Here is a 24,734-nt window from a genome sequence, read left to right on the forward strand (position 1 = left end):
CCATCTGTAACTATTTTTACGAATTAAAATAAACACAAATTCGACAACCATCTTGCTCTTGAACAGGTATATCCATATCATAAATTTCCTTCAATGCATGTGAGTTAATAATGTCATTTGTAGGACCATTTTTAACAACACGACCATCTTTTAATGCAACAATATAATCAGAGTAAACAGAGGCAAAATTAATATCATGTAAAACGATAACCACCGTTTTGCCTAGCTCATCAACCAGCTTACGTAAAATCTTCATAATCTGGACAGAATGCTTCATATCTAGGTTGTTTAATGGTTCATCCAGTAAGATATATTCCGTATCCTGGGCAATAACCATTGCAATAAAAGCACGCTGACGTTGACCACCTGAAAGTTCATCTAAATAATTGTGTTGCATATCTTCTAAATTCATATAGCGGATAGCTTCGTCAACTTTTTCTTCGTCTTCTGGCTTTAAGTGCCCTTTTGAGTAAGGGAAACGGCCAAAGGATACAAGCTCGCGGATCGTTAGACGAACATTCATAAAGTTAGATTGCTTTAAAATCGATACGCGTTTAGCAAAATCATCCGATTTCCAGCTACGTACATCTGCCTTATCGAGTAGTACTTCGCCAGTATCTGCATTCAGTAAACGGCTCACCATAGAAAGTAGCGTGGACTTCCCTGCACCATTCGGTCCAATAAACGATGTGATTTTTCCTGAAACAATATCAACACTTACATCTTGAACGACAGGTTTTTTACCAAAAAACTTCGTAATTTCTTTGACTTGTATCATCCTGCTGACCTACTTTCTCTTAATAATAAGTAGATGAAGTAGACCCCACCCACAAAATTAATAATGACACTAAGTGTAGTAGTGAAACTAAATAAACGTTCAACCATCCACTGCCCACCGACTAAAGCCACAATACTCATTACACAGGAGCCAGTAATTAAGATGGAATGCTTGTATGTTCTAAAATACTGATACGATAAATTTGCAACGATTAAACCAAAGAATGTGATTGGACCAACGAGCGCCGTCGAAACCGCAATCAAGATTGAAGCTAAAATTAACATACGTTGCACCAGCTTATCGTAAGGTACACCTAAATTAATTGCTGTGTCTCGTCCAAGGGACATGACGTCTAATTGATTCATATGACGAGCACCGTAGACAAATGTTATTAATATGATAACGCCTGCTAGCCAAACTAAATCTGAATTAACATTATTGAAACTTGCAAACATTTTACTTTGTAAGCCTAAAAATTCATTCGGATCTATTAATACCTGGAAGAACGTAGTAATACTTCCTAAAAACGTACCAACAATCATTCCAACAAGCAGTAAAAAATAAATCGGGCGCTTTCCTTCTTTAAACAATACTCGGTAAAAAATTAAAGCGAATAGAATCATCGCCCCAATTGCAAGCGTAAAATTATAGTAAATATTAATAACTAATATGGATGTAGAGCCAAAGAAAAAGTAGATGCATGTTTGAATTAACATATACAAAGCATCTAAACCCATGACACTTGGCGTTAAAATACGATTATGTGTGATTGTTTGGAAAACTACTGTTGAATAGGCAATCGCTATACCTGTTAATGCCATTGCCACTACCTTTATGACACGGCGCGGAAAAGCATAGTGATAGTTACCATTTAGTTCCCAAAATAAATATAGGACAACTGCTATAACAGCGAGACCTAGTAAAATCAACATTTTTGTACGATTACGCATATGCTCTCCCCCTAAACAACATGAATAGGAAGATGGCACTTCCAATTACACCAACAGTCATACTTATTGGTATTTCATAAGGGAAAATCAGTACTCGTCCTAAAATATCACAGAATAATAAGAATGACATACCAAGTAATGCTGTATGCGGCAAGGTTTTCGCCAAATTATCACCTTTAAACAGGGAAATAATGTTCGGAATAATCAAACCAAGGAACGGAATGATACCGACTGTTAACACCACTGTCGTGGAGATAAGAGCTACCAACACTAAGCCTAAATTGACTACAAATTTATAGGATAGACCAAGATTTTTTGCAAAATCCTCTCCCATCCCAGCCACTGTAAAACGATTTGCGTAAATGTAAGCCAAAATGAGTATTGGTACACTTACGTATAACAGTTCGTAACGGCCTTTCATGATTAATGAGAAATCTCCTTGTAACCATGCGGAAATGTTCTGGATAATATTCGCCTTATACGCAAAGAATGTTGTAACAGAGGACAATATATTCCCAAACATTAAGCCAATAAGCGGTATAAAAATCGCATCTTTAAACTTAATTCGGTTTAATATTTGCATAAATAGTAATGTGCCGGCTAAAGCAAATATGAAAGCGAAGGAAATTTTTTGGAAATACGTAACATTCGTAAAGAACATCATTGAAATCAATACACCCAACCGTGTGGCATCTAATGTACCAGCTGTTGTTGGTGATACGAATTTATTCCTACTTAAGCTTTGCATAATTAAACCAGCAATACTCATACCTGCACCTGCTAGCAAGATGGCAACAAGTCTAGGTACACGACTAATTAAAAATAGTCTAGTTTCTTCTGATTGGAAGTCTAATAGGTCGCTAGGCTTAATATCAACTACTCCGATAAATAGCGACACAATAGACAGCAAAACAGTTGCTGTTAAAAGATATCTTATTTTCATAGTAATCCCCGGTAGATTTCATTTTTGTGCGTAACTCACTTATTAGTGAAAATGATTATCATTACTCACGATTTCCATTATAAGCATGATTTTATTCTCAGTCAACCAACAAATGAGAATTATTCTCGTTTTATTTATGATTAACTAAAAAATATGCCAAATTAACGAAATATCAGCATTATCGCAAATCAATTGAACCGAAATAATTCACTATTTCTACAATGTTTTTATCCAAATAAAAAGGTAATTGAGAATAAAGTCTATCGCTCAATTACCATTTTTATATTAAATAATTTTCTTAGTGCCTCTTAACCATGCAGAAATAATGAATATGATTAATACTAGCCCTACATAGCCCATCACTGCATATAGTTTAGCTACTAGCGTTGTAAATCCTACAAGGCTTGCTAAAAAACCGAGACCACCTATAAATATGACTGCAACCCTAAAGCTTGCTCTACTAGGCTCAAAAAATCTTACCATAAAGGAATATAGCATCCCTACTGCCGTATTATAAATCATTCCCAAAAGAGAAATAGTCATTAATACTCCAACAATCGGATGAATTTCATTAGCTAACGCTAGCATCGGAATGTCTAGTCCAACAATGATATTCATCTTTGCTAAAAGGGAGAAATTCACAAGTAAAATTAAAGCACCTAACAAAATCCCACCAATTATACCACCCATGCCAGCTACCTTATGATTGCGTATAGAACCACACATAACAGTCAATAAAGAGAAGCTAACCCCTACATTGAACGACATGTATAATAAAGCCGTTACCCACCAACTTTTCTCACTTATTTGAGCCTGTTGAGCAATAACAGCTTGCTCTGCAAAGGTAAAATCCATCGTTGCAATAGCATAGATAGCGATGATGGACACAACGGTTAGTAGATACGGTGTAGCAAGTGCAATGATATTAATGATGCTTTTCACATCCATCATGACTGTGGCTACTGTAAGCAAGATCATACAAATACTCCCAAGCCAGATAGGCAGTCCAAACATTTGCTGGAATGTTGCACCAGCCCCAGCAAACATGATGACAGCTACACCAAATAAAAAGAGTGATAAAACTAAATCCAATATAAAGCCCATAGCATTCCCTGAAATTTGATAAATCAAATCCTTATGGGATGCTGTGCGAAGCCTAGAGCTCACTTGAGCAACACACATTCCAACAATTGAGAAACCAACCATAGCTAACAATGCTCCATATATGCCTTTAAAGCCATAGCTTGTAAAATAAAGGACAATCTCCTGCCCTGATGCAAATCCTGCTCCAACGATAATCCCCACATAGGCACCACCGATTTGCAAGCTTTTTTTCAATCAGTTCTCTCCTCATTTTCCTATATACTAAATGATTGACTAAGTACTGCCTTATTGATAGATTTCTTTGCTAATCGTTAATTTATCAATAACAGCCATATTAGGCCTAAAACCAATACCTACCGACTGGGGTACCTCAATATAGCCATCTTTGACGTTTACTTCTGGATCAATGATATCCTCATACCAATAATGACTAGAGCCTGCTGTATCGCCAGGTAATAAAAAATGACTAAGAGATGTTAAGGCAATATTATGTGCTCGTCCAATCCCTGCCTCTAACATTCCTCCACACCAAACTGGAATATGGTTCGCTTTACACAGATCATGAACTCGTTTCGCTTCCGTTAAACCACCTACTCGTCCAATCTTGATATTTATAACACCACAGCTTCCAAGTTCTATTGCTCGTCTGGCATCCTCATATGATGTGATGCTTTCATCTAAGCAAATAGGCGTTTTTAACTTTTTCTGCAATGTTGCATGATCGACAATATCATCAGTAGCTAATGGTTGTTCAATCATTAATAAATTAAAGTCATCAAGCTGCTGTAGTATTTCTATATCATCTAACGTATAAGCAGAGTTTGCATCTACCATCAAGGGTAAATTTGGCAGTTCCGCACGAATTGCCCGTACTACCTCGACATCCTCTCCAGGCTTTATCTTAATCTTCACTCTTTTGTAGCCTTTTTCAATATGATCTATTATTAATGCTATCAACTGCGCGATAGATGGTTGAATACCCACGCTGACTCCCACTTCAATACGTTTTTTTTGACCACCTAACGCCTGTGCAAGTGATTGCTTTGTTTGCTGAGCATAGATATCCCATACAGCACCCTCAATTGAAGCTTTCGCCATGCAGTTTCGACGAATAGGTGCAAATAATGAGGTCACCTCATCTGGATGCCCGATCTCTTTATGTAACAAGATGGGTATCAAAAAATCTTGTAGCATGTGCCAAGTTGTTTTTAATGTCTCTTCTGTATACCATGGTGCTACAAAGGCAACCGTTTCTCCCCATCCTGTGATCCCTGATTTATCTTTTGCCTCAATTAATAGCAGTTCCTTTTCATCAACAGTGCCAAAACTCGTTGTAAATGGTGCTTTCATAGGCATTTTTAAATGCCTTAATGTAATCTTTTCTAATCTCACAATGTTCACTCCCTATCATGATTATAAAGCTAATAAGGAGCGTCTGACTAACAGATAGCTATGAACATATTCTGGATGTTTCTTCATGCGTACAATGGCATAATCTTGGTTAAATAAGGTTGTTAGGATTGTGCGAACTTTATAACGCCAGTCCTCTGCAAGTTTTGGACTTTCCACTTTCATTTTCTGTAATGATTGAGGGATTGGTAAGAGATAGGCGTCCTTATAAAAGGATTGTTCCAACTGAAATGTATTTTCTACATCTAGAACCGGTAATCCGTCGACTGTTAATGTCCAAGGTACAATTTCCTGCGCTACTTCTTCTAATTCATCAAGGCTATCTGCCATTTGATCGTGCTCAATCCACCATTCAACGACTAATCTATCTGAAGGTAGTCCTTCATTAAAGTCATCTCGAAGCGGACCATAATAATCATTTTCATATTGATAACTAGTGGCGTTCAATTTTAGAAATGCTAGATTCGCCAAACGTGCTTCTAACGGTTCAATTAACCAGCGGACAAGTTGAAAACCATGCTCTTTGGCATATTCTTGTTGGGCATGCTTCAATAATTCACCCACACCTTGTTCACGATATGCTTTTTCTACACCAATCATGTGCGAATGTAAGTACATTTCTCTATTCTGATAGCCAACGAAGCAATAGTTAAAGCCAATTAGCTTTTCATCTAAATACGCTCCTAATACGATTCCCCCATTTTGTACAGCAGCTAGTAATTGATGGGAGGGAATTGCTTGGCTGCCCCATATTTCAGCATTTAATTTTTGGATTTCTGCAATTTCTTTCGGTGTCATTACTTTGTGAATACGTACTTGCTCTAACATTATGCTGACGCCTCCTTTTTATGCCCTGTCTCCAAAGCTAATAAAACCGCTCTTGTAAGTATCTCCACTCCTGTGACAAGTCTTGCTTGTTTAAATTTCATTTTCGGATGATGCAACCCTGGTGTTAATCCACAACCCAAGCCTAGCATGGTTGTTTTTAAATGTGGCCGTTGTACAGCATAATGGTGAAAATCCTCTCCACCAGGAGTATGAACGGGCTTTCTTAAATTTGATAATCCAGCAGCCTGTATAATTGCCTGCTCCATCAAATATTGAGCACTTGTATCAACTTCAGCAGCTACGATATTGGCAACCGTACGTAATTCTATTTGTACCTTATGCAATAATTTAGAAGAATCTATCACACGCTTTACACCTTGTGCTAAATCGTCCATCACCTTGTTTTGTTGTGCACGAATATCAATCGTAAATGAGGCATTACCTGGAATAATATTGCCCGAATCTCCCCCTGCATGGAATTTCGTCATCTTTACAGATACAGGAACCATAGGATCTGTATGAATGGTTCGCAAATCTTCGATAATTGTTGCACCTACTTCAATTGCATTAATACCAAGGTGTGGCCTTGCAGCATGGGCATCCTCTCCGATAATCTCGCCTTCAAGTAAACGAGAGGCACCATGATATAAGGCCGCACAATAAGTGCCGTCCTCTAGCTCATGAACAGGTCTTACATGGACACCAAATAAATAATCTAAGTCATCAATAACGCCTTCTTCTATTACGGATAATGCTCCAGTCCCTTTTTCTTCAGCAGGTTGGAAAATAACACGAATTGTACCATTAATAGATAGCTGTAGTTCTTTTAAAAGTAATAGTGTACCAATGGCCATCGTCATATGCCCATCATGTCCACATGAATGATTCGCACGGAAATGGCCATCTACTTCTTGCCATAAAGCATCTATATCTGTTCTTAATCCTACTTTGGGGTCACCGTTGCCTACATCAACATATAATCCTGTGGAATTTTTAAATCGTCTAGGAGAAAAACCTTCTTGCGTTAATAGCTCCACTATATAATTGGTGGTTTCTACCTCATGCCAGCTGATTTCTGGATTCGCATGTAAATACGTAAAAATCTCCATTAATCTTGGCCTCAAATAATCTAACTCTTCCTTCATGGATTCCAACCCCTTAAATTTTCATATTATTAAAATTATTATAACGAAAATGTTAATTTTCTACATAGAAACTTTACCCACATTCAATAAAATAACTACTTACGATAATATATTTCGCTCTCAGTTTCTTAGGTAGACTTTTATTTAGATAGCAAAAAAAGATGCAAGTACAGCTATTAAGAAAACTGTACTTGCATCTTTCATTTAATTAATACCCTTCATCGCTTTTGAAATAATCGGTGAAAGAATTAATATAATAATTCCGACTACAATAGATAAGGTACCTAAGAAACCAAAGTATGTGAATTCGCTTACAACTTCATAGACCTTAACTAATTGTGCATTAATTGCTTGTGCTGCTGCACTTGTTAAAAACCATAAAGACATCGTTTGTGCTGCGAAGGCCTGTGGTGCCAATTTCGTTGTAGCAGATAGACCAACTGGTGATAATAATAACTCACCAACAACTACTAAGAAGAATGACAATACTAACCATAAAGGACTCACTAATGTATTTCCACCAGATAGGTGTGCTGGAATCATCATCACTAAAAATGAGAGACCTGCAAAGAACAATGCATATGAGAACTTACGTGGTGTTGTTGGCTGCTTGTCTCCCCATTTAAGCCATAGCATCGCAAATAATGGTGCCATTGTAATAACAAATAATGGGTTTAACGACTGGAACCAAGAAGATTGAAGCTGAATACCACCAATACTTAGCTGTGTACGCTCATCTGCATAAGTCGCTAAAATTGTTGCGCCCTGTTCTTGAATAGCCCAGAACATTACCGCTGATAAAAATAAGGGAATATAAGCAAGTAAACGAGACTTTTCATCTTTTGTTGTTTTTTTACTGCGATACATATAAATAAAGAATGCAGTTGGAATTAATACACCAAGAGCTGTGATGATAAAACTAAATACATTCATTGTTAATGTACCAGTTTTAATACCAATAGCACCTAAGATGATAATCAGTAAAGCTGCAACTCCGAATTGTGTAAAGACTTTTTTACGTTCTTCAGGCTTTAGTGGGTTATTTACTTGTAAGCCCGCTAAGCCTAAATATTTTTTCTCTGTTAATTTATAAACAATTAAACCAATAAACATACCCAGGCCAGCTAAACCAAAGCCAAGGTGGAAGCTATATTTTTGTCCAATTGTTCCGACAATAAATGGTGCAATGAATGCTCCCATATTAATACCCATATAGAAAATAGAAAAACCTGCATCACGGCGGCTATCTGTTTCAGCATAAATGTCCCCAACAATACTTGAAACGTTTGGCTTTAATAAACCAGTACCCATAACGATAAATGCCATCGAAGCAAATAACATGCTCACACCACCAGGCAATGCTAGCAGTAAGTGACCAATCATTATTAACACGCCACCATAAAAAATGGTTTTTCGTGTTCCTAAAACTCGGTCGGCAATCCATCCACCTATAATACCAGACATATAAACAAGTGAGCCGTAGATGGCCATAATAGAGTTCGCAGTTCCGCGGTCTAGACCTAAGCCACCCTCATGTAATTCGTAATACATAAAGAAGATGAGAATTGCTCGCATACCATAGTACGAGAAACGTTCCCAAAATTCTGTGAAAAACAAAGTAAAGAGCCCTTTAGGGTGTCCAACAAAGCCATTTTGAGGGACAGATTTTACAACTTCATCTTTACTAGACATACAATACCCTCTCCCAATATAAAATTATTCTCCAAAAACATCATTACCCTAAAATAAGGATAAAAAAACTTTGTTTCATCATACTAAAGCGTTTTATAAACTTTATCAAGAGTTTTAAAAAATGTTGAAAATTTGTCATTTTTCTATAAATTCTGATTGATTACTATCTAAATTATTAAATCCTTTGATATATCTAAGTTTTCTCACACTTTATATCCAAAAAATTATTACACATACAATGAATTATTCTAAAATATATAAAATTCAGATTTATTACTTTACTTACAAATTTATACTCTTTTTCTATAACCTTTTAGATACACCCTTCACATTGCTCTAGATTCTACTATTCCCTCTAATGACAAAAAGCATGCCAAAAATCTTTTGGCATGCTTTGGGAAGTCCTTAATTTTTAATTAACAACATAGTGCTGATACTTTGCGTAATCTGCTGCTTTTACTTCAAGAGACAATAATGTCCCACCCTCTTCATAGGATGTATTAAAAACAGAGGCATTTTCATTTAAATAAGAGACAACGTTCCCTTGATCATAAGGTATTAACATGTCAACCGTTACATAATGCGAGAAGATGTGTTGACGAATTAATTGTATTAATTCTTCTAAACCAATCCCCTGCTTTGCTGAAATCCAAATATTATCTCCACTCACTACAGGGTATGGAACAGTTGCTATATCTGCTTTATTGTATACATAGATTGTGGGAATGTCCTCAACACCAACTGCTTTTAGTGTTTCGTTCGTCACATCCATCATAAATCCATGCTCAGCGTTTGAAACATCTACCACATGGAGTAAAAGGTCCGCATCTCGCGCCTCTTCCAAAGTGGAGCGAAATGCCTTCACTAAATGGTGAGGTAATTTACTCACAAAGCCTACAGTGTCTGTCAGTAAAAATGTCTTTTTATCAGGTAGTTCAATCTGACGTACAGAAGTTTCAAGAGTTGCAAAAAGCATATCCTTCTCAAAGACTTGTTTATGCTCTTCTTGTCCTATTTGTGTAAGCAGTTGATTCATAATCGTTGATTTTCCAGCATTTGTATAGCCAACAATCGATACAACTGGAAGAGCGTTTTTACGACGCTGTTTACGCTGCGTTTCTCGCTGCTCCTTCACGTGCTCAAGATCCTTTTTAATTTTAGCAATTTGATCTTCAATTTTTCGTCGATCCAGTTCCAGCTTTGTTTCACCAGCACCACGGTTTTTAAAGCCTCCCCCAGTACCTCCACCCTGACGGCTTAAAGAGGCATGCAAACCCACTAAGCGAGGTAGCATATATTGAAGCTGTGCTAACTCCACCTGCATTTGGGCTTCACGTGTTTTTGCACGTCTTCCAAAAATATCTAAAATCAGCATTGTTCGATCAATGACCTTCGTTGCTAAATCACGCTCTAAATTACGGATTTGCGAAGGAGACAGTTCATCGTTAAATATAACAAGGTTTGCTTGTGCTTCTTCATAAAAATTTTTGATTTCTTCTATTTTACCTGTACCCACATAATGGGAAGGTGTTACACGTTCCAAATTTTGCGTGACCGTCCCAACCACTTCTACCCGCAAAGCCTCAGCTAAATTTTGTAACTCTTCCATAGAATAGTCAAAATGCTCGTCATTTCGTAAATTCACGCCAACTAGGATGGCCTTTTCAATTAATACATCAACTTCCTTAATTCTATCCATTAGAAACCTCCCACCAAAGCCCGGTATCGCTACGATAAATTTTCTTCATCTTACCATAAAATACTCTTTTTCGTATTTGAAGATCATTGTTAACCTTTCTAAAAAATGCGCCTCACAGAAAGGCGCATCTCAACTATTTTCTTTCTTCTTTTAGCAATGCTTCTGAGCGTGTGAACTCTTCTTCAATTTCTTTATTAGGTCTATATGTCAGCATACTGACAACAACCGCAACAATTAAACAAACAAGGAAGCCCGGAACAATTTCGTACAACGCACTTGATAAAGCATCTACTTTACCCCAAATAAACGCAGTTACAGCTCCTGTTACCATCCCACTAAGTGCTCCATAGTTCGTTAACTTTCTCCAATATAAAGAAAGTAAAATAACAGGTCCAAATGCGGCACCGAAACCTGCCCAAGCAAAGCCAACTAAGCTTAAGATGGAACTGTCTGGATTCCATGCTAGGATTGCTGCAATAATCGCAACAACTAATACAGCCATACGTCCCACAAAAACATAATGCTTATCGTCTGCTGTTTTATTAAATAATGCTTTATAAATATCTTCTACAAGTGCTGAAGAAGTTACGATTAATTGGGATGAAATTGTACTCATAACAGCTGCTAAAATAGCCGCCAGCATAATCCCTGCTATAAATGGATGGAATAAAATCTGTCCAAGTACAATAAATACTGTTTCAGCGTCTTTTAGCTCTCCAGCATTTTGCTGATAATAAGCTACACCCACCAAGGCAGTTCCAATAGCTCCAAATAAGCTTAACATCATCCAGCCAATACCAATGCGTCGTGCTTGCTTCGTTTCTTTAACGGAACTAATCGCCATAAAGCGGACAATAATATGAGGCTGTCCAAAATAGCCTAATCCCCAAGCAACCGACGAAATGATCCCTGCTGCTGTCGCAGTGGCCGGTAATAAATTTAGAAGATCTGGATCAACAGATTTAATAGATGAAATGGTTTCACCTATACCACCTGTTACAAATAAACCAAATAGCGGTACAGTAATAAGTGCTAAAAACATGATAAGTCCCTGTAAAAAGTCTGTATAACTTACAGCTAAAAATCCACCAAATAATGTATAGGCAACTGTTACACCTGAAACGATTAATAGCCCTGTGTGATAATCATAGCCAAATGAGCTCTCAAAAAACTTGCCCCCTGCTACCATCCCTGACGATACATAAAATGTAAAGAATATGAGGATGATGATACCTGAAGCAATCCTAATAAGCTTTGTATGATCACGTAATCGATTATCCAAATAACTTGGAATAGTAATGGAATCATTTGTAACCTGTGTATATACCCGTAAACGCGGTGCCACAAGTAGCCAGTTTAGGTAAGCTCCTATTGTTAATCCAATTGCAATCCAAGCTTCCACAAGACCTGATAAAAATATCGCACCTGGTAAGCCCATTAGGAGCCAGCCAGACATATCCGCAGCACCCGCACTTAGCGCAGTAACCGCTGGACCTAAGGAACGACCGCCAAGCATATAATCTGTTAAATTCGAGGTTTTAACAAATGCATACCAGCCAATCGCTAGCATGGCGACCATATAAATAACAATCGCTAATAATTGATACATGTTATCCGACATATTTTCTCCTCCTTATTAATCCTTAGTATCACTAATTCAAAAAGAATTACTATATTTAAGATACCATGAATATACAATTCTACCTATAAATACTCGGAAATTTTATTAAATTAATTCCGAATCCAAAGTATCCATTGTCTATTATAAAATGTGTTAAACTAGTGCCATCTATTACACAATAAAGTAGGCGAAAATGTATGACATTTGAAGAAATGAAAGCTCTGCTCACTGAGCAAATATTGCAACAACAGCTTGTGACAGCTACAATCAGTCAACCACGTATGAAATCAAACGAAATAAAACGTATAAAATTAAAACCATTAATGTTAAAGAATCAGTACCATATACAAATTGAATACCAATATGAACGGATTTTAAAACATGAAAATATTCTATTGGCTCATTTTCCTTCCAAGCTCGACGCGTTTTTTGAAGAGTATCGTCAAGCCCATATTGATTTCGTAGATGAGACGGTACAAGTGCAATTGTCAAAAAAGAACAAAGTCCTTTGGAAATCAGATAAAACGGCTTCACCTAAACAAGTCTATTTAAGCCATAATCGTAAAAAAAATTATTTACTATCTGATGATCAACCCTATCCATTTTTAATAAGACTGGGGGTACAAACAGAAGAAGGAAAGGTTAAAAAACAAAAGTATGATAAATTTAAACAGATTAACCGCTTTATTGAGTTTATTGATGATGCCTTAACATACTTACCTCAGGATCGACAGGTACGGATATTAGATTTTGGCTCAGGTAAATCCTACTTAACCTTTGCTTTGTATCATTATTTAAAAATTGAAAAAGGCTTAGACATTCGTGTTACAGGTTTAGATTTAAAAAAAGAGGTTATTGAAGAATGCTCAAGAATAGCACAGGATCTAGGCTATGATCAGCTAGAATTTCTTGTAGGAGATATCAATGATTATAATGATGAAAGTGCTGTAGACATGGTAGTGACACTCCATGCATGCGATGTAGCAACAGATATGGCCTTGGCTCGTGCTGTGAAATGGGGAGCAAGTGTCATTCTAAGTGTGCCTTGCTGTCAGCATGAGTTAAATCGTCAATTAAATACACCTGCTCTCGATATTATGTTGCAACATGGACTTGTTCGAGAGCGATTTGCGGCACTTGCTACAGATGCTATTCGAGCTGAAATTTTATCGCTTGTTGGCTATGAAGCACAGCTTTTAGAGTTTATCGATATGGAGAATACACCTAAAAACATATTAATTCGAGCATATCAAACAGGTAAAAAACCAACTAAAGAACAACGTGCCAGCTATGAAGCCTTCTTAAATTTATTGAATGCAACGCCATTTTTAGCGAATGAGTTAAAAGAGTATTTATAACATACAGATGTACTTCTTTCCAAATAAAAGGCGATCCAACGTTAAACTGTACCCTTTGTAAAGGACATTTTAAAAAAAGCTAGGTAACTTGTTGAAGCTGCTGTCTGTATTTTGCAGGCGGCAGCTTTTTCAAATGCCATTGCCCTCGATAATGGTTGTAATACATCATATAACTCTTAATTTCTCGTTTGACTTCTTCTAATGTTTCACATTTCTCGATAGTTGTTTCATCTTTAAAATGTCCAAAAAATGATTCTTGTGGCGCATTGTCCCAACAGTTTCCACGGCGAGACATGGATTGTCCTAACCCCATTTTCTTCACAAGTTTTTGGAATTGTGGATTGGTATAATGGAATCCTTGATCCGAATGAATAAAGGCATCTTCCGTTAAATGGCGGTGTTTCTTCAATTGATGAAGCGTATTGAGGGCAATATCTATACTTAATGAAGACGACACTTCATACGCTAAAATTTCATTCGTTTCAGCGTCTTTAATCGTTGATAAATAAGCGCGTTTACTGCTTCCATACGTTAAATAGGTGATATCTGTCAGTAACACTTTTCCGGCCATACCCTGTTTAAAGTTGCGTTGTAATTCATTTGGGCACGTACGATGTTCTTTCGTTGCTTTTGCCATACGTCGAGTTGGATTCGCTTTTCGAATCGGGCAGATAATCTGATATTTTTTCATCACACGGCGAATACGTTTCAGATTGTACGTAATTCCATATTGATTTTCTAACGTCATTTTAATTTGACGTGCTCCTTTTTTTCGCCCTCTGAAATGATACGCTTTTAAAATGATTTCCTTTACCACTTCATCTGCTTGTTCTTGCTCCACACGCTTCTGAGCTGATTTTTCTAAAAAATAATTGTAATAGCCAGACCGAGATATACCCATCACATCACATAAATAGCTGACTAAACGCTTTAATTTATACTTTTTCATCGTGTGATGGATGAGTTCAAATTTTAGTGTCGTAGCGATTTTTATTTCTTCTTCAACATCTGCCTTTCGAGTAGATCGAGCTTTTTTAACAATTCATTCTCTGCTTCAAGTAACCGATTTTTCGCCTCTAAACGCTTCAATTTTTCTTCTAATGTCAATTCGCGTTCGGAAGGTCTACCTGAATTTGTTTTACGTGTATCTTGTAAACCTCCGACACCTGCTTTACGATAAGAAGCTCGCCAGCGTTTGCCTGAAGATTCGATTCGTTTTATACCGATTAATTCAACATCTAAACCCGCATTTTCAAAAATTTCTCTTGGGAATTTACCTTTTTCATTTTCCGCAATAAAATGACGTTTAAATTCGTCAGTATATGTGATCGCTTTCTCGCTAACTGCTTGCACATTTGGATTACATTTTAGTTGTTCTTGTTCCATTTTCGTAAAATATCTTTTGGTCATTTCACTCTACCCCAACATCTTTTTTCTCATTATAAACAAAAGTACCCTATAGGATAGACTTTTTTCAAAGTGTCTATCTTATAGGGTACAGTTTACGTTGATTGGATCGCCTTTTTCATTATAACTCTTGTCGTAAAGCTTGAATAACATCGATTTTAGTTGCTTTGCGTGCTGGGCGATAACCTGAAATCATCGCTACACCAACACTAATGGCCGCTGCAATAATGACTAGTTGCCATGGGATAAGAGAAAATGTTATATCATTTGTTGCAAACGCTTCCTCCCCTGTTGCCGCCTTAAGAATTAATGGTAATGCTGCATTAGCCGCAAAGCTAATAGCATAAGAGATGACAACAGCAATTAGCGTACCAAAAATACCGATAAATGTGCTTTCCATTAAAAATAACCGTTGAATAAGCTTTGGACTTGCCCCAATCGCCTTTAACACACCAATTTCGCGTGTCCGCTCTGTGACAGCCATTGTCATTGTATTAAAAATACCGATAGAAGCAATCAACACAGCAATTGTGCCTACAAAGATTAAGCCAATTTTTAATACAAGGAAAAATACATTCATTTGTTCTAATTGCTCCGTTACTGAAAATACACTATAGCCCTTATCTTTTAACTTCTCTAAAATCGGCTTAACGTTTTCTAAAGTATCCGCATAAATATTAAATTCGGAGTAAAACAGCTCATCCTCTGCCATGTTACTATCTGTAGATAAATTTTCAGCTAATACTGCCTTTTGCTCTTTATCCATATGAATAGCGTTATCAACCATCCAATCATAAGAAGGTTTCTCCATTACGCCAACAATTGTATAACTCATTTTTTGCGTTTCATCATTTGTACCCGTGTGGGGAACTAAGGACAGGTCTATGTTTTTTCCAAGCAAAGACTCTTTATAGCCCTCTTCACTGCCATCATAATACGTGCCCTCAGCTTCAGCCTTTTTACTTTTTTCCGCAATGACGTCACGTTCTGTATCATTCAATAATGTTTGAGCAAAATGATAGCCTACAACAATTTCATTAGATTTTGTTGGATAGCGGCCTTTTGCAAGCTTTCCATTTACCTGTTCAAAGTCCTGCATATCTGACAATATTAAATTAGAAGTTGTATCACGATCCTCAAAAAATGATTGCGCGGAGGCATTGACACTAATTGTTTCAAGCACTGTTTCTACATGTTCCATTTTTTTAATTTCTTGTACTTGTTCTTCAGTTAATTGCTTATCACCATATACTTGAATTTTTGTAACTGTTTCGTTTGAAAGAATTTCATTGCGTAAAGATTCCTGTAATCCAAAACCAACAGATGCTAGCACGATTAGAAAGGCACAGCCCATCGTTGCAGCCAGTATCGTCATAAACACACGCAGCTTATTTTTCTTGATATGTTGTGTTACAAAATCTAATTGATCCTTAAATAACATGTTAAGCTTCCTCCTTTACCAGTTCTCCATCGTACATGCGGAAGCGTCTATGTGCGATAGTAGCCACTTCTTCATCGTGTGTGATAATAACAAAAGTAAGCCCTAATTCACGATTTAAACTTTGAATAAGCAATAAGATATCCTGCTCGGTTTCTGAATCGAGACTCCCTGTCGGCTCATCTGCAAGTAATATGGGAGGATTCGTAATAAGGGCTCGTGCAATGCTGACACGCTGTTGCTGTCCACCTGACAATTCATTGGGATAATGGTCTGCTACTTCTGTCAAACCAACCTTATCCATTAATTTCTTTACTTTTTCTTTGCGCATAGCCTTACGCAAACCCTGTAGCTTTAAAGGTAATTCAATATTTTCGAAAGCCGTTAAACCAGGCATCAATTGAAAGTTTTGAAAAATAAAACCGAATTGACGTAAACGAAAGGCAGCACTTTCTGTTTCAGTTAGATGGGCTGTTTCCTTTCCATTTACTTTAATAGAGCCCTGTTCAGCCTTCATAAAACCAGCTAGAACTTGTAATAAGGTCGATTTTCCTGAGCCACTTTTGCCTACAATAGCAACAATTTCCCCTTTATTGACCTCGAAGTTCACGCCTTTCAATACAGGCACTTGCTTTTCCTTCCCTCGTTTTCCAATTAAAAATGTATGTTGTAAGTTTTCAACTTGAATCATTAGTTAATAAACGCTCCTTTCTTCTTCATTTTCCATTGTAGAAAACAATTCTTAATAAAGAGGGAGGATAAAAATGAAGATATTCTTAAGAATAAGAAGGTACTCTTCTGGTTATCAAACGAATTTACAATACCTTTACAATTCGGATGCGCTATTCATATTATCTTCTATTATTTTTCGTGTCTTAATCTGTACTAATAAGTCATCACGATAGAAGAATTTCCCGTTATCACAAGGTTTTATCTGTACTCATAAAAATAAATACAGCAGGATCATCTCACATTTTGTGAACGAATTGTATATTACAGCAATGTAAATTTTCGTGTCGAATAGTAAATTTTTATGTAGATAAATTAAAGATTTTGTTATGATAGTAAAGTTTAGAGGTCGATTAATTTATTTATATCCAGGAGGATTCGATTCACATGCTTAACTCAAAAAAACAAGACCCTTTCTTTATTGCATTGCATAAAATTGCTGAAAATATGAGAGAGGCTGTACATTACGCAAATGATTTTCGTATTAACAGTGTGGCTGACCTAAAAGAGATTAGCATTACAATGAAAAATTACGAAACTGCTGGTGATAAGCTTATTCATGAACTGATTGTCATGTTAAATAAATCATTCATGACACCAATTGAACGTGAGGATATTTTAGAGCTTGCCATTCGTATGGATGATGTTTTAGATGGAACAGAACACTGTATTGCACACTTTGAAATGTTTTCGCTCACTGAGATTGATGAATCTATGCGCATTTTCTTAGGGTTTATTTCGAAAAGTGCTGATGAAATAGTCAAAGCGACAGAAGAGTTAAAGAAAAAGAATCTAATTGGCATGCGTCCACACGCAATTCTTATTAAAGACTATGAACGTGAATGTGATGAGGTACAACGTACTTCTATTAAGAAGTTATTTTTAAATGAAAAGGATCCAATCCGCCTCATTAAATTTAAGGATATTTATGAACAACTTGAAGATATCGCTGATCATTGTCAAAACGTAGCAAATACTATGGAAACAATTATCATGCGTAACGCATAATTAGGAGATGGGCACTTTACAATGAACACAATCATTATATTAACCGTACTGGTCGTCATCTTTGCCCTAACATTTGACTTTATCAATGGCTTCCATGATACAGCAAATGCTATTGCAACTTCGGTTTCTACTAGAGCATTGCCGCCACGCACGGCAATCATTATGGCCGCAACGATGAACTTTATCGGTGCTATCACCTTTGTAGGAGTGGCAAAAGCTCTAACAAAAGATATTGTAGATCCTTTTGCTTTAAATGCTTTTGAAGGAGACACAACAGGCTCAGTCGTTATTTTAGCAGCATTAATTTCAGCTATAATTTGGAATTTGTTGACATGGTATTTCGGTATTCCCTCAAGCTCTTCACACACATTGATTGGGTCTATCGCTGGTGCTGCTATCGCATCCGCTGGTTTCAATGTGTTAAACTATAGCGGCTTTACTAAAATCATCATGGCGTTAGTGCTTTCACCATTACTTGCTATTTGTGCAGGCTTTATCATGATGACACTTTTTAAATTATGGTTTAAAAATTTAAATTTATATCGAACGAATAAAGGTTTCCGTACAATGCAAATTTTTACTGCTGCCATCCAATCATTCACCCATGGTACAAATGATGCCCAAAAAGCAATGGGGATTATGACAATGGCGTTAATCGCTGGTGGCTTGCATACTGGAGATGAAATTCCTTTCTGGGTACGTGCTGCTGCAGCTACAGCAATGGGGCTAGGTACCTCAATTGGTGGTTATAAAATCATTAAAACGGTTGGCGGTAAGATCATGAAAATCCGCCCTGTGAATGGTGTTGCTGCAGATTTAGCTTCTGCTACTGTTATTTTTGGTGCTACGCTAATCCACTTACCGGTATCAACAACACATGTCATTTCTTCATCCATTATGGGTGTTGGTTCAGCACAGCGTGTACGTGGGGTGAACTGGGGCATGGCTCGAAAGATTGTTACTACTTGGGTGATTACGATGCCAATTTCAGCTGTTATGGCATCTGTTATATATTTTGTATTATCATTATTCTTTTAATAATAAGACTCCTGTCCAAAAAGTGGATGGGAGTCTTTACTTTGTCACACGACAAAATGTGACACATCCTTTACACTAATTGAAAAGGGGGATGTATAAACAACTATGAAAACTTTTTCAGCTTATATTACAGCACATGCGAAAGCAATCGTAGTCATATGGCTAATTATTTTTCTAGCAATGGCGTACTTTGCTTTACAGCTTCCAGGTAAACTTCAAGGTGATGGTTTTTTTGTCGAAGCAGATCATACCTATGTTACCAACGAGCTAGCAGAAAAATTTGATTTACCATCTAATACGATATTGGTTGTCTTTGATCCAGCTGATGATCAGAAAATTGAAGACACTTTAAAAAAATTAGATAGCAAAAAAGAGATTCATTCTATTCAATCACCTTTAGAAGACTCCTCTTTACGGAAAGATGGTATTGCCTATGCTATGGTTCACATAAAGAACGATGTAGAAAACCTTCCGGACATTGTTGAGGAATTCCGCTCATTAATTGAAAAAGACGGTGTTAGTATTACTGGAGGTCCTGTTATTTCTGCTGACATAAATACTGCTAGTCAAAAGGATTTAGCATCAGCTGAAGCCATTGGATTGCCAATTGCCATCGTGGTTCTCTTATTAGCGTTCGGTACAGTTGTTGCCTCTATTCTACCAATCATCATTGGTGTTGTGACAGTGGTTACGGCCTTTGGTATGATGACGTTACTTAGTGCTAATGTAAATCTATCTATTTTCGTCTTAAATATTGTCCCGATGCTTGGGCTGGCTTTAAGTATTGATTTTGCGTTGCTGTTTATTAATCGTTACCGAGAAGAACGCGCACATACTTCTATTGCACAAGCTATTCAAACTGCTATTCAGACAGCAGGCCGTTCTATCATTTTCTCCGCAGTCTGTGTCATGATTGGCTTAGGTGCGATGATTGTCATTGATGTAGAAATTTTTCACAATATTGCGCTAGGAGGCACTATAGTCGTCCTGTTAGCCGTTCTTTCTGGCTTAACATTCCTTCCTGCCACCATGATGCTATTAGGAGATAAACTTAATAAATGGCGCTTAATACGCGTTAAACCAGGTGGAGCAAATCGTTGGCGCGGCTTTGCAGGTTTTGTCATGAAGCATCCAGTAGCTATAGTGATTTCAGCATTATTGTTACTAGGCATTGGCATGATCCCTTTAAAGGATATCCGATTAACCATACCACAGGTGGACTCCCTACCAACAAAATATGATGCACGTGTAGCATACGATAAATTAGATGAAACGTTTGGACTAGGTGAATCCTCTACATTATATTTGTTAGCTGAACGAAAAAATGGCTGGGAGGACACTGAGGGTAGAGAGCTAATTTATACGATTCAAGAAAAGCTATTACAGGACCCATTAGTGACTAATGTTTCAACTATATATACAGCTGCTAACATTCAAACACCAGAGGAGCTCTCTGCTTCTTTAGCTATTCCACAGGTTGCAGAACAATTAAAGCCTGTTATAAGTACTTTTTCAAAGGATACACAGCTATTTGTCCCAATCACAATTGATGCAGCGGGTTCTTCCTCTACAGCTCAAAAATTTGCCCGAACATGGATGGACAAAGACTTAGGCGTAGATTTTAGACTTGGAGGACCAGCTAAATTCAACCAAGAAATTTTTGATGAAATTGCTAATAAAATTGTTTTGGCTATAGCGATTATTATCGTTTCCACATTCTTTATTTTAATGTTGGCGTTCCGTTCTATCTTAATTCCGTTAAAGGCAATAATCATGAACATTATTGGGCTTTCATCCGCATTCGGTATACTCGTTTATATTTTCCAATATGGACATTTTGGTATTGAAGCAGGCTCCATTGTACTGATCATTCCAGTTATTGTTTTTTGTCTTGTATTTGGCTTAAGTATGGATTACGAAGTCTTTTTAATTTCTCGTATCCAAGAGGAATATTTAAAGGGCTCCGACAATACGCGTGCAACAATTGATGGCTTAACCTCTACTAGCCGAATAATTACATCGGCAGCGCTTATTATGATTGTTATTACAGGTGCGTTTGCTTTTACTGATGTGATGCCTGTGAAGCAAATTGGCGTTGGTATCGCCATTGCTGTTGCAATTGATGCAACGATTATTCGTCTTATGCTTGTGCCTAGTCTCATGAAGCTATTTGGCGACTGGAACTGGTGGCTTCCTTTCTCAAAGAAAAGTAAATAACATAATGAAAATCCACCTCCTTTTATAAGTGAGGTGGATTTTTCAATTAAGCATAGATGCTGTTATACCATTCTTTTGCTGCTTGAACTTCAGGCATTGTTAGTTGATGACCAAAATTAAACCATTTCGTCGTTACCGTTGCACCTGCAGTACTTAAAAGGGTTTCTAAATCCTCAGATTCCTGTGCTGTACACATTGGATCATTCGTACCCGCACCGATAAACACAGGTGTTGGAGAGAGCTGCGTTAATTCAATACCACGTCTTGGTACCATTGGATGATGTAAAATAGCTCCTGCTAACGCATCATCGTAGTGGAATAATAAGCTTGCTGCAATATTAGCACCATTCGAATACCCTATTGCTACAATTCGTTGGCGATCAAAGCCATATTGCTGTGCTGACGTCTGTAAAAATTCATAAAGTTCCTTTGTACGAAAGATTAAATCTTCCATATCAAAGACACCCTCCGCTAATCGGCGGAAAAATCGTGGCATTCCATGCTCAAGTACATTCCCACGAACACTTAAAATATTAGCTGTTTCATCTATTTCTTTTGCCAGCCCAATAAGACTTTCCTCATTACCACCTGTACCATGTAGTAATAATAATGTCGGCTTCGTTTCGTCTGTACCTTTATAATAAATATGTTGCACTGACAGTCACCTCTCAATTATCTTGAATTCGAGATAATTGTAGCCTGTGGCAAAATTAAATTCAAGCTCTTTGACTTATTAATTTCACGATTTTCACGATTTGGCTGTTCTTCGTGATTTTTATAAAAATTAGTAATGGTATAAACTGAAAATAAACATGCCGCAATCACAACAACAATAACAATTCCCACTAATTTCTTTCCGTTCATCTATCATGATCCCCCGTATTTCTTATTTCTTTGTACGAAAGCCTTCTTCTAGTAAATATTCCTTTGCTGCCTCATACGTACCAAATGCCTCTTCAAGATTGTCTCCATGATACACGTTCCAAGAACGCTGCTCAAAAGCTAGCTGCAACTGACTACCATCTCGGCTATTCCAAATCTCTACAATTGGCTCCTGCTCTTCTACTTCTTCAGATAAATATTGGATAGCGTCTTCAATAATTTCACGAAGCTGTAGTTCATCATAATCGCGGATATTAACTAATCCTTTATCGTTAGCCTCATTCTCATAGCGCAATAAATCTCCCACAAAGACAAAGCCATTGCCATTTGGATGTAATTTCTCCACTACAATCGTCTTTTCGTAAAGACTGTCCATGTAATGATAATTTAGGCGCTTTAAAGAAATTTCTTTTTTTGTTAGCTCAGAAAACGATTCAATAATCGCTTGTTTTTGTTCAAATGTTAGCATATAAAAAATGCTCCTTTTCTTTACAATCTATCTAACAGTATAACTCATTTTTTCCTATTATATCGTGTTGTTTCTAAATCATTTTGCACAAGAAAATAGGACAAGCTAATTTTATAGCTTATCCTATTTAAACTTATGAGGTTTGATTAAATATTTTTTCACGTGTGAATTTTATCACCTGTGCAACATACAATTCCCGATAAGGAACAAATTGTGCAGTACCAACTGGTCTGACAATTCTCACACGTTGACCATCTGGGAAATATTCATATCCTTCAATATTAAGCGTCGTCGTTTCCCCCAAGAAGAAAGCCTCCGCCTCATTTAGCCTCGCTCTTACTACACCTGATACTTCCTCATACTGCAAAGCAAAGGAATCCCAATCATGCTTGAAAGGATATATGTAGACATGGCAAAATTCATTGTCGATCATATTTTCAGAAACGATACTACAAGAGGTCATGCCCATTTTGACTACCTCATGGACATCAATATTGAGTCCCAATTCTTCTTTTACTTCTCGAATACCTGACTCTACAGTCTCAATCGCTAAAAGATGCCCTGCTGCTGTAATATCAAGCAACCCTGGATAATCCTTTTTCTGTGAACTACGTACTTGAAAATAAATATAGTCTTCATTGACAAGCCAGCAATGAAAAGTCTCATGCCAAAGCCCTTTTTCATGTACTTCCGCTCTCGTAGCTGTCCCAATTTGCTCATGCTGTTCATTAAATACCTTTACAATTTCTTGTTCCATTGTTTCGACTCCTATACTGACTTCGTCGCTTTTTTCTTAATCGCATTACGTTGATCATAAATATTGGATACGATAACCTTTAAGACTGCATAAAATGGTACAGCGATAATAATGCCAATAAAACCTGCTATATTACCTGCCGCTAAAATAATTGTAATAACGGTAAGGGGATGGATATCAAGTGATTTCCCCATGACATTCGGTGTAATAAAGTTGCTGTCTATTTGCTGAGCGACCAGCGTCACAACCGAAACCCACACCACTAAAATTGGATCTTGAATAACTGCCACAATCAGGGCTGGCGCAAAGGCAATCCAAGGCCCAATAAATGGAATCATATTCATAAAGAATGCAAAAATCACTAGTAATAGCGAATAGTCTAATCCGATAATTAAATAGCCTACATACATTATTAGTGCTAATAAAAAGCTAATTTGCAGTTGGCCCTGAATGTAGGTACGTAATACATCATCAATTTCACTTAACGTTTTCTTTACCCATTGCTGACGTTCACCACTGAAGTATTTATAGATGGATGGAGCAAACTTCTCATGATCCTTCAGCATAAAAATAAAGAAGAATGGAATTAAGATGGCTAATAACGACACAGATACAATGGATTGTAAAAAGGACACAAAACCTCTACTCGCCACTACTGCAATATCTTGTACTGAATTCGCCATTTTTTCGATAACATCATTTAATTGCTGAGGGAAGTTATCCTTATTTTGCGTTACATAGTCTGTTAGTTGCTGAATGCTCGTACTAATACTCGTACTAATCATAGGCGCATTCTTCACTAATTTATTGACCTGCTCGGCAATTGGGTTACCAATTATCCAGCCAAAAATACCTACCATTGCTATTAGTCCGAACACAATCGTCAATATACTTCCCCATCGAGGAAATCCACGTTTTTCTAAAAACCTCTGAATTGGCTCAGTTACATAATAGAGAACACCACCAAGTAGTAAAGGCACAAAAATGGCTTTTAAGATGATGACAAGTGGTGAAAAAATCCAATGAATTTCTATAAAATATTTAATGATTAGTAGTGTAAGTAGTACCCCTACTCCTACTTGAAACCAAACTTTCCTCGTCACTTTAAATTCACTTCCTTTAAATGCAGTTACTGAAAATACTACTGATATATTAACCATTTCGCAAGTATCCTAGTATTTTTTTACAGAACCCCTCTGACAAACTAAAAAATTCGCTCACTTCCACACTAGTTATCGTGGAAGTGAAACGAATTTAAGTC

At 37.0% G+C, this 24,734-nt stretch carries 22 protein-coding genes; 4 read left to right on the forward strand and 18 right to left on the reverse strand.

Features of this window, described 5'->3' with window-relative positions:
- Positions 1–16: 16 nt before the first annotated feature.
- From MHB39_RS20935 to putP, 10 genes are all read right to left on the reverse strand, one after another.
- Entirely contained in the window at positions 17–778 is a 762-nt protein-coding gene (locus tag MHB39_RS20935; RefSeq protein WP_016995401.1) for an ABC transporter ATP-binding protein, read from the reverse strand.
- On the reverse strand, positions 775–1,728 hold the full coding sequence (locus MHB39_RS20940) for an iron chelate uptake ABC transporter family permease subunit (protein ID WP_342545225.1): 954 nt from the start codon (positions 1,726–1,728) through the stop codon (positions 775–777). The genes MHB39_RS20935 and MHB39_RS20940 overlap by 4 nt, the downstream gene beginning before the upstream one ends.
- Positions 1,721–2,671, reverse strand: coding sequence for an ABC transporter permease (locus tag MHB39_RS20945; protein ID WP_016995399.1), 951 nt, complete (start codon positions 2,669–2,671; stop codon positions 1,721–1,723). Before MHB39_RS20945 ends, MHB39_RS20940 begins: the two co-directional genes overlap by 8 nt.
- 285 nt (positions 2,672–2,956) lie before the next feature.
- Positions 2,957–4,009 (reverse strand): hypothetical protein, encoded by a 1,053-nt coding sequence (locus tag MHB39_RS20950; RefSeq protein WP_258860746.1) that lies wholly within the window; start codon positions 4,007–4,009, stop codon positions 2,957–2,959.
- Between the two features lie 51 nt (positions 4,010–4,060).
- Entirely contained in the window at positions 4,061–5,167 is a 1,107-nt protein-coding gene (menC, locus tag MHB39_RS20955; RefSeq protein WP_342545228.1) for an o-succinylbenzoate synthase, read from the reverse strand.
- 21 nt (positions 5,168–5,188) lie between these two features.
- Positions 5,189–6,013, reverse strand: a complete 825-nt coding sequence (locus MHB39_RS20960) for a GNAT family N-acetyltransferase (protein WP_036079445.1) — start codon at positions 6,011–6,013, stop codon at positions 5,189–5,191.
- Positions 6,013–7,158: a M20 peptidase aminoacylase family protein gene (locus tag MHB39_RS20965; RefSeq protein ID WP_016995394.1), complete on the reverse strand. Its 1,146-nt coding sequence runs from the start codon at positions 7,156–7,158 to the stop codon at positions 6,013–6,015. The genes MHB39_RS20960 and MHB39_RS20965 overlap by 1 nt, the downstream gene beginning before the upstream one ends.
- 204 nt (positions 7,159–7,362) lie before the next feature.
- On the reverse strand, positions 7,363–8,850 hold the full coding sequence (locus tag MHB39_RS20970) for a peptide MFS transporter (RefSeq protein WP_036079448.1): 1,488 nt from the start codon (positions 8,848–8,850) through the stop codon (positions 7,363–7,365).
- 412 nt (positions 8,851–9,262) lie between these two features.
- Positions 9,263–10,549, reverse strand: coding sequence for a GTPase HflX (gene hflX / locus MHB39_RS20975; RefSeq protein ID WP_016995391.1), 1,287 nt, complete (start codon positions 10,547–10,549; stop codon positions 9,263–9,265).
- Positions 10,550–10,682: 133 nt separating this feature from the next.
- Positions 10,683–12,170: a sodium/proline symporter PutP gene (gene putP, locus MHB39_RS20980; protein WP_016995390.1), complete on the reverse strand. Its 1,488-nt coding sequence runs from the start codon at positions 12,168–12,170 to the stop codon at positions 10,683–10,685.
- 197 nt (positions 12,171–12,367) lie between these two features.
- Between putP and MHB39_RS20985 the strand changes: the two genes are divergently transcribed.
- The gene (locus MHB39_RS20985; RefSeq protein WP_342545232.1) at positions 12,368–13,528 is read left to right on the forward strand and encodes an SAM-dependent methyltransferase; all 1,161 of its coding nucleotides are present in this window, start codon (positions 12,368–12,370) and stop codon (positions 13,526–13,528) included.
- Positions 13,529–13,607: 79 nt separating this feature from the next.
- Here MHB39_RS20985 and MHB39_RS20990 read toward each other — a convergent pair.
- The 3 genes from MHB39_RS20990 to MHB39_RS21000 all read right to left on the reverse strand — a co-directional run bounded on the left by MHB39_RS20990 (position 13,608) and on the right by MHB39_RS21000 (position 17,064).
- Positions 13,608–14,938 (reverse strand): IS3 family transposase gene (locus MHB39_RS20990; RefSeq protein ID WP_339280167.1). Its coding sequence is split into 2 segments (ribosomal slippage): positions 13,608–14,557 and positions 14,557–14,938, totalling 1,332 coding nucleotides; the frame shifts between segments, so codons are not numbered across the junction.
- Positions 14,939–15,056: 118 nt separating this feature from the next.
- Positions 15,057–16,376, reverse strand: coding sequence for an FtsX-like permease family protein (locus tag MHB39_RS20995; RefSeq protein ID WP_036079452.1), 1,320 nt, complete (start codon positions 16,374–16,376; stop codon positions 15,057–15,059).
- Position 16,377: 1 nt separating this feature from the next.
- Positions 16,378–17,064 carry an ABC transporter ATP-binding protein gene (locus MHB39_RS21000; protein ID WP_004231931.1) on the reverse strand — a complete coding sequence of 229 codons (687 nt, stop codon included), beginning with the start codon at positions 17,062–17,064 and terminating at the stop codon, positions 16,378–16,380.
- Positions 17,065–17,489: 425 nt separating this feature from the next.
- Here MHB39_RS21000 and MHB39_RS21005 point away from each other — a divergent pair, with 425 nt between their 5' ends.
- The 3 genes from MHB39_RS21005 (at position 17,490) to MHB39_RS21015 (ending at position 21,365) form a co-directional block, all read left to right on the forward strand.
- Positions 17,490–18,110, forward strand: a complete 621-nt coding sequence (locus MHB39_RS21005; RefSeq protein WP_004231927.1) for a DUF47 domain-containing protein — start codon at positions 17,490–17,492, stop codon at positions 18,108–18,110.
- Between the two features lie 21 nt (positions 18,111–18,131).
- Complete coding sequence (locus tag MHB39_RS21010) at positions 18,132–19,148, forward strand: inorganic phosphate transporter (RefSeq protein WP_036079454.1); 1,017 nt, start codon at positions 18,132–18,134, stop codon at positions 19,146–19,148.
- Between the two features lie 105 nt (positions 19,149–19,253).
- Positions 19,254–21,365, forward strand: coding sequence for an MMPL family transporter (locus tag MHB39_RS21015; protein ID WP_312123946.1), 2,112 nt, complete (start codon positions 19,254–19,256; stop codon positions 21,363–21,365).
- 46 nt (positions 21,366–21,411) lie between these two features.
- Here the strand turns inward: MHB39_RS21015 and MHB39_RS21020 are convergent, their stop codons facing one another.
- From MHB39_RS21020 to MHB39_RS21040, 5 genes are all read right to left on the reverse strand, one after another.
- A complete protein-coding gene (locus MHB39_RS21020; RefSeq protein ID WP_312123945.1) occupies positions 21,412–22,020 on the reverse strand; it encodes an alpha/beta hydrolase in 609 nt (202 codons plus the stop codon).
- Between the two features lie 17 nt (positions 22,021–22,037).
- A complete protein-coding gene (locus MHB39_RS21025; RefSeq protein ID WP_004231917.1) occupies positions 22,038–22,229 on the reverse strand; it encodes a hypothetical protein in 192 nt (63 codons plus the stop codon).
- Between the two features lie 22 nt (positions 22,230–22,251).
- The gene (locus tag MHB39_RS21030) at positions 22,252–22,716 is read right to left on the reverse strand and encodes a hypothetical protein (protein WP_036079460.1); all 465 of its coding nucleotides are present in this window, start codon (positions 22,714–22,716) and stop codon (positions 22,252–22,254) included.
- A 133-nt stretch (positions 22,717–22,849) separates the two neighbouring features.
- A complete protein-coding gene (locus MHB39_RS21035) occupies positions 22,850–23,473 on the reverse strand; it encodes an NUDIX domain-containing protein (protein WP_036079462.1) in 624 nt (207 codons plus the stop codon).
- 11 nt (positions 23,474–23,484) lie between these two features.
- Positions 23,485–24,633, reverse strand: coding sequence for an AI-2E family transporter (locus MHB39_RS21040; RefSeq protein WP_312123943.1), 1,149 nt, complete (start codon positions 24,631–24,633; stop codon positions 23,485–23,487).
- Positions 24,634–24,734: the final 101 nt, after the last annotated feature.

This window comes from Lysinibacillus sp. FSL K6-4013 (genome assembly GCF_038630435.1).
Lineage (GTDB): Bacteria > Bacillota > Bacilli > Bacillales_A > Planococcaceae > Lysinibacillus > Lysinibacillus boronitolerans.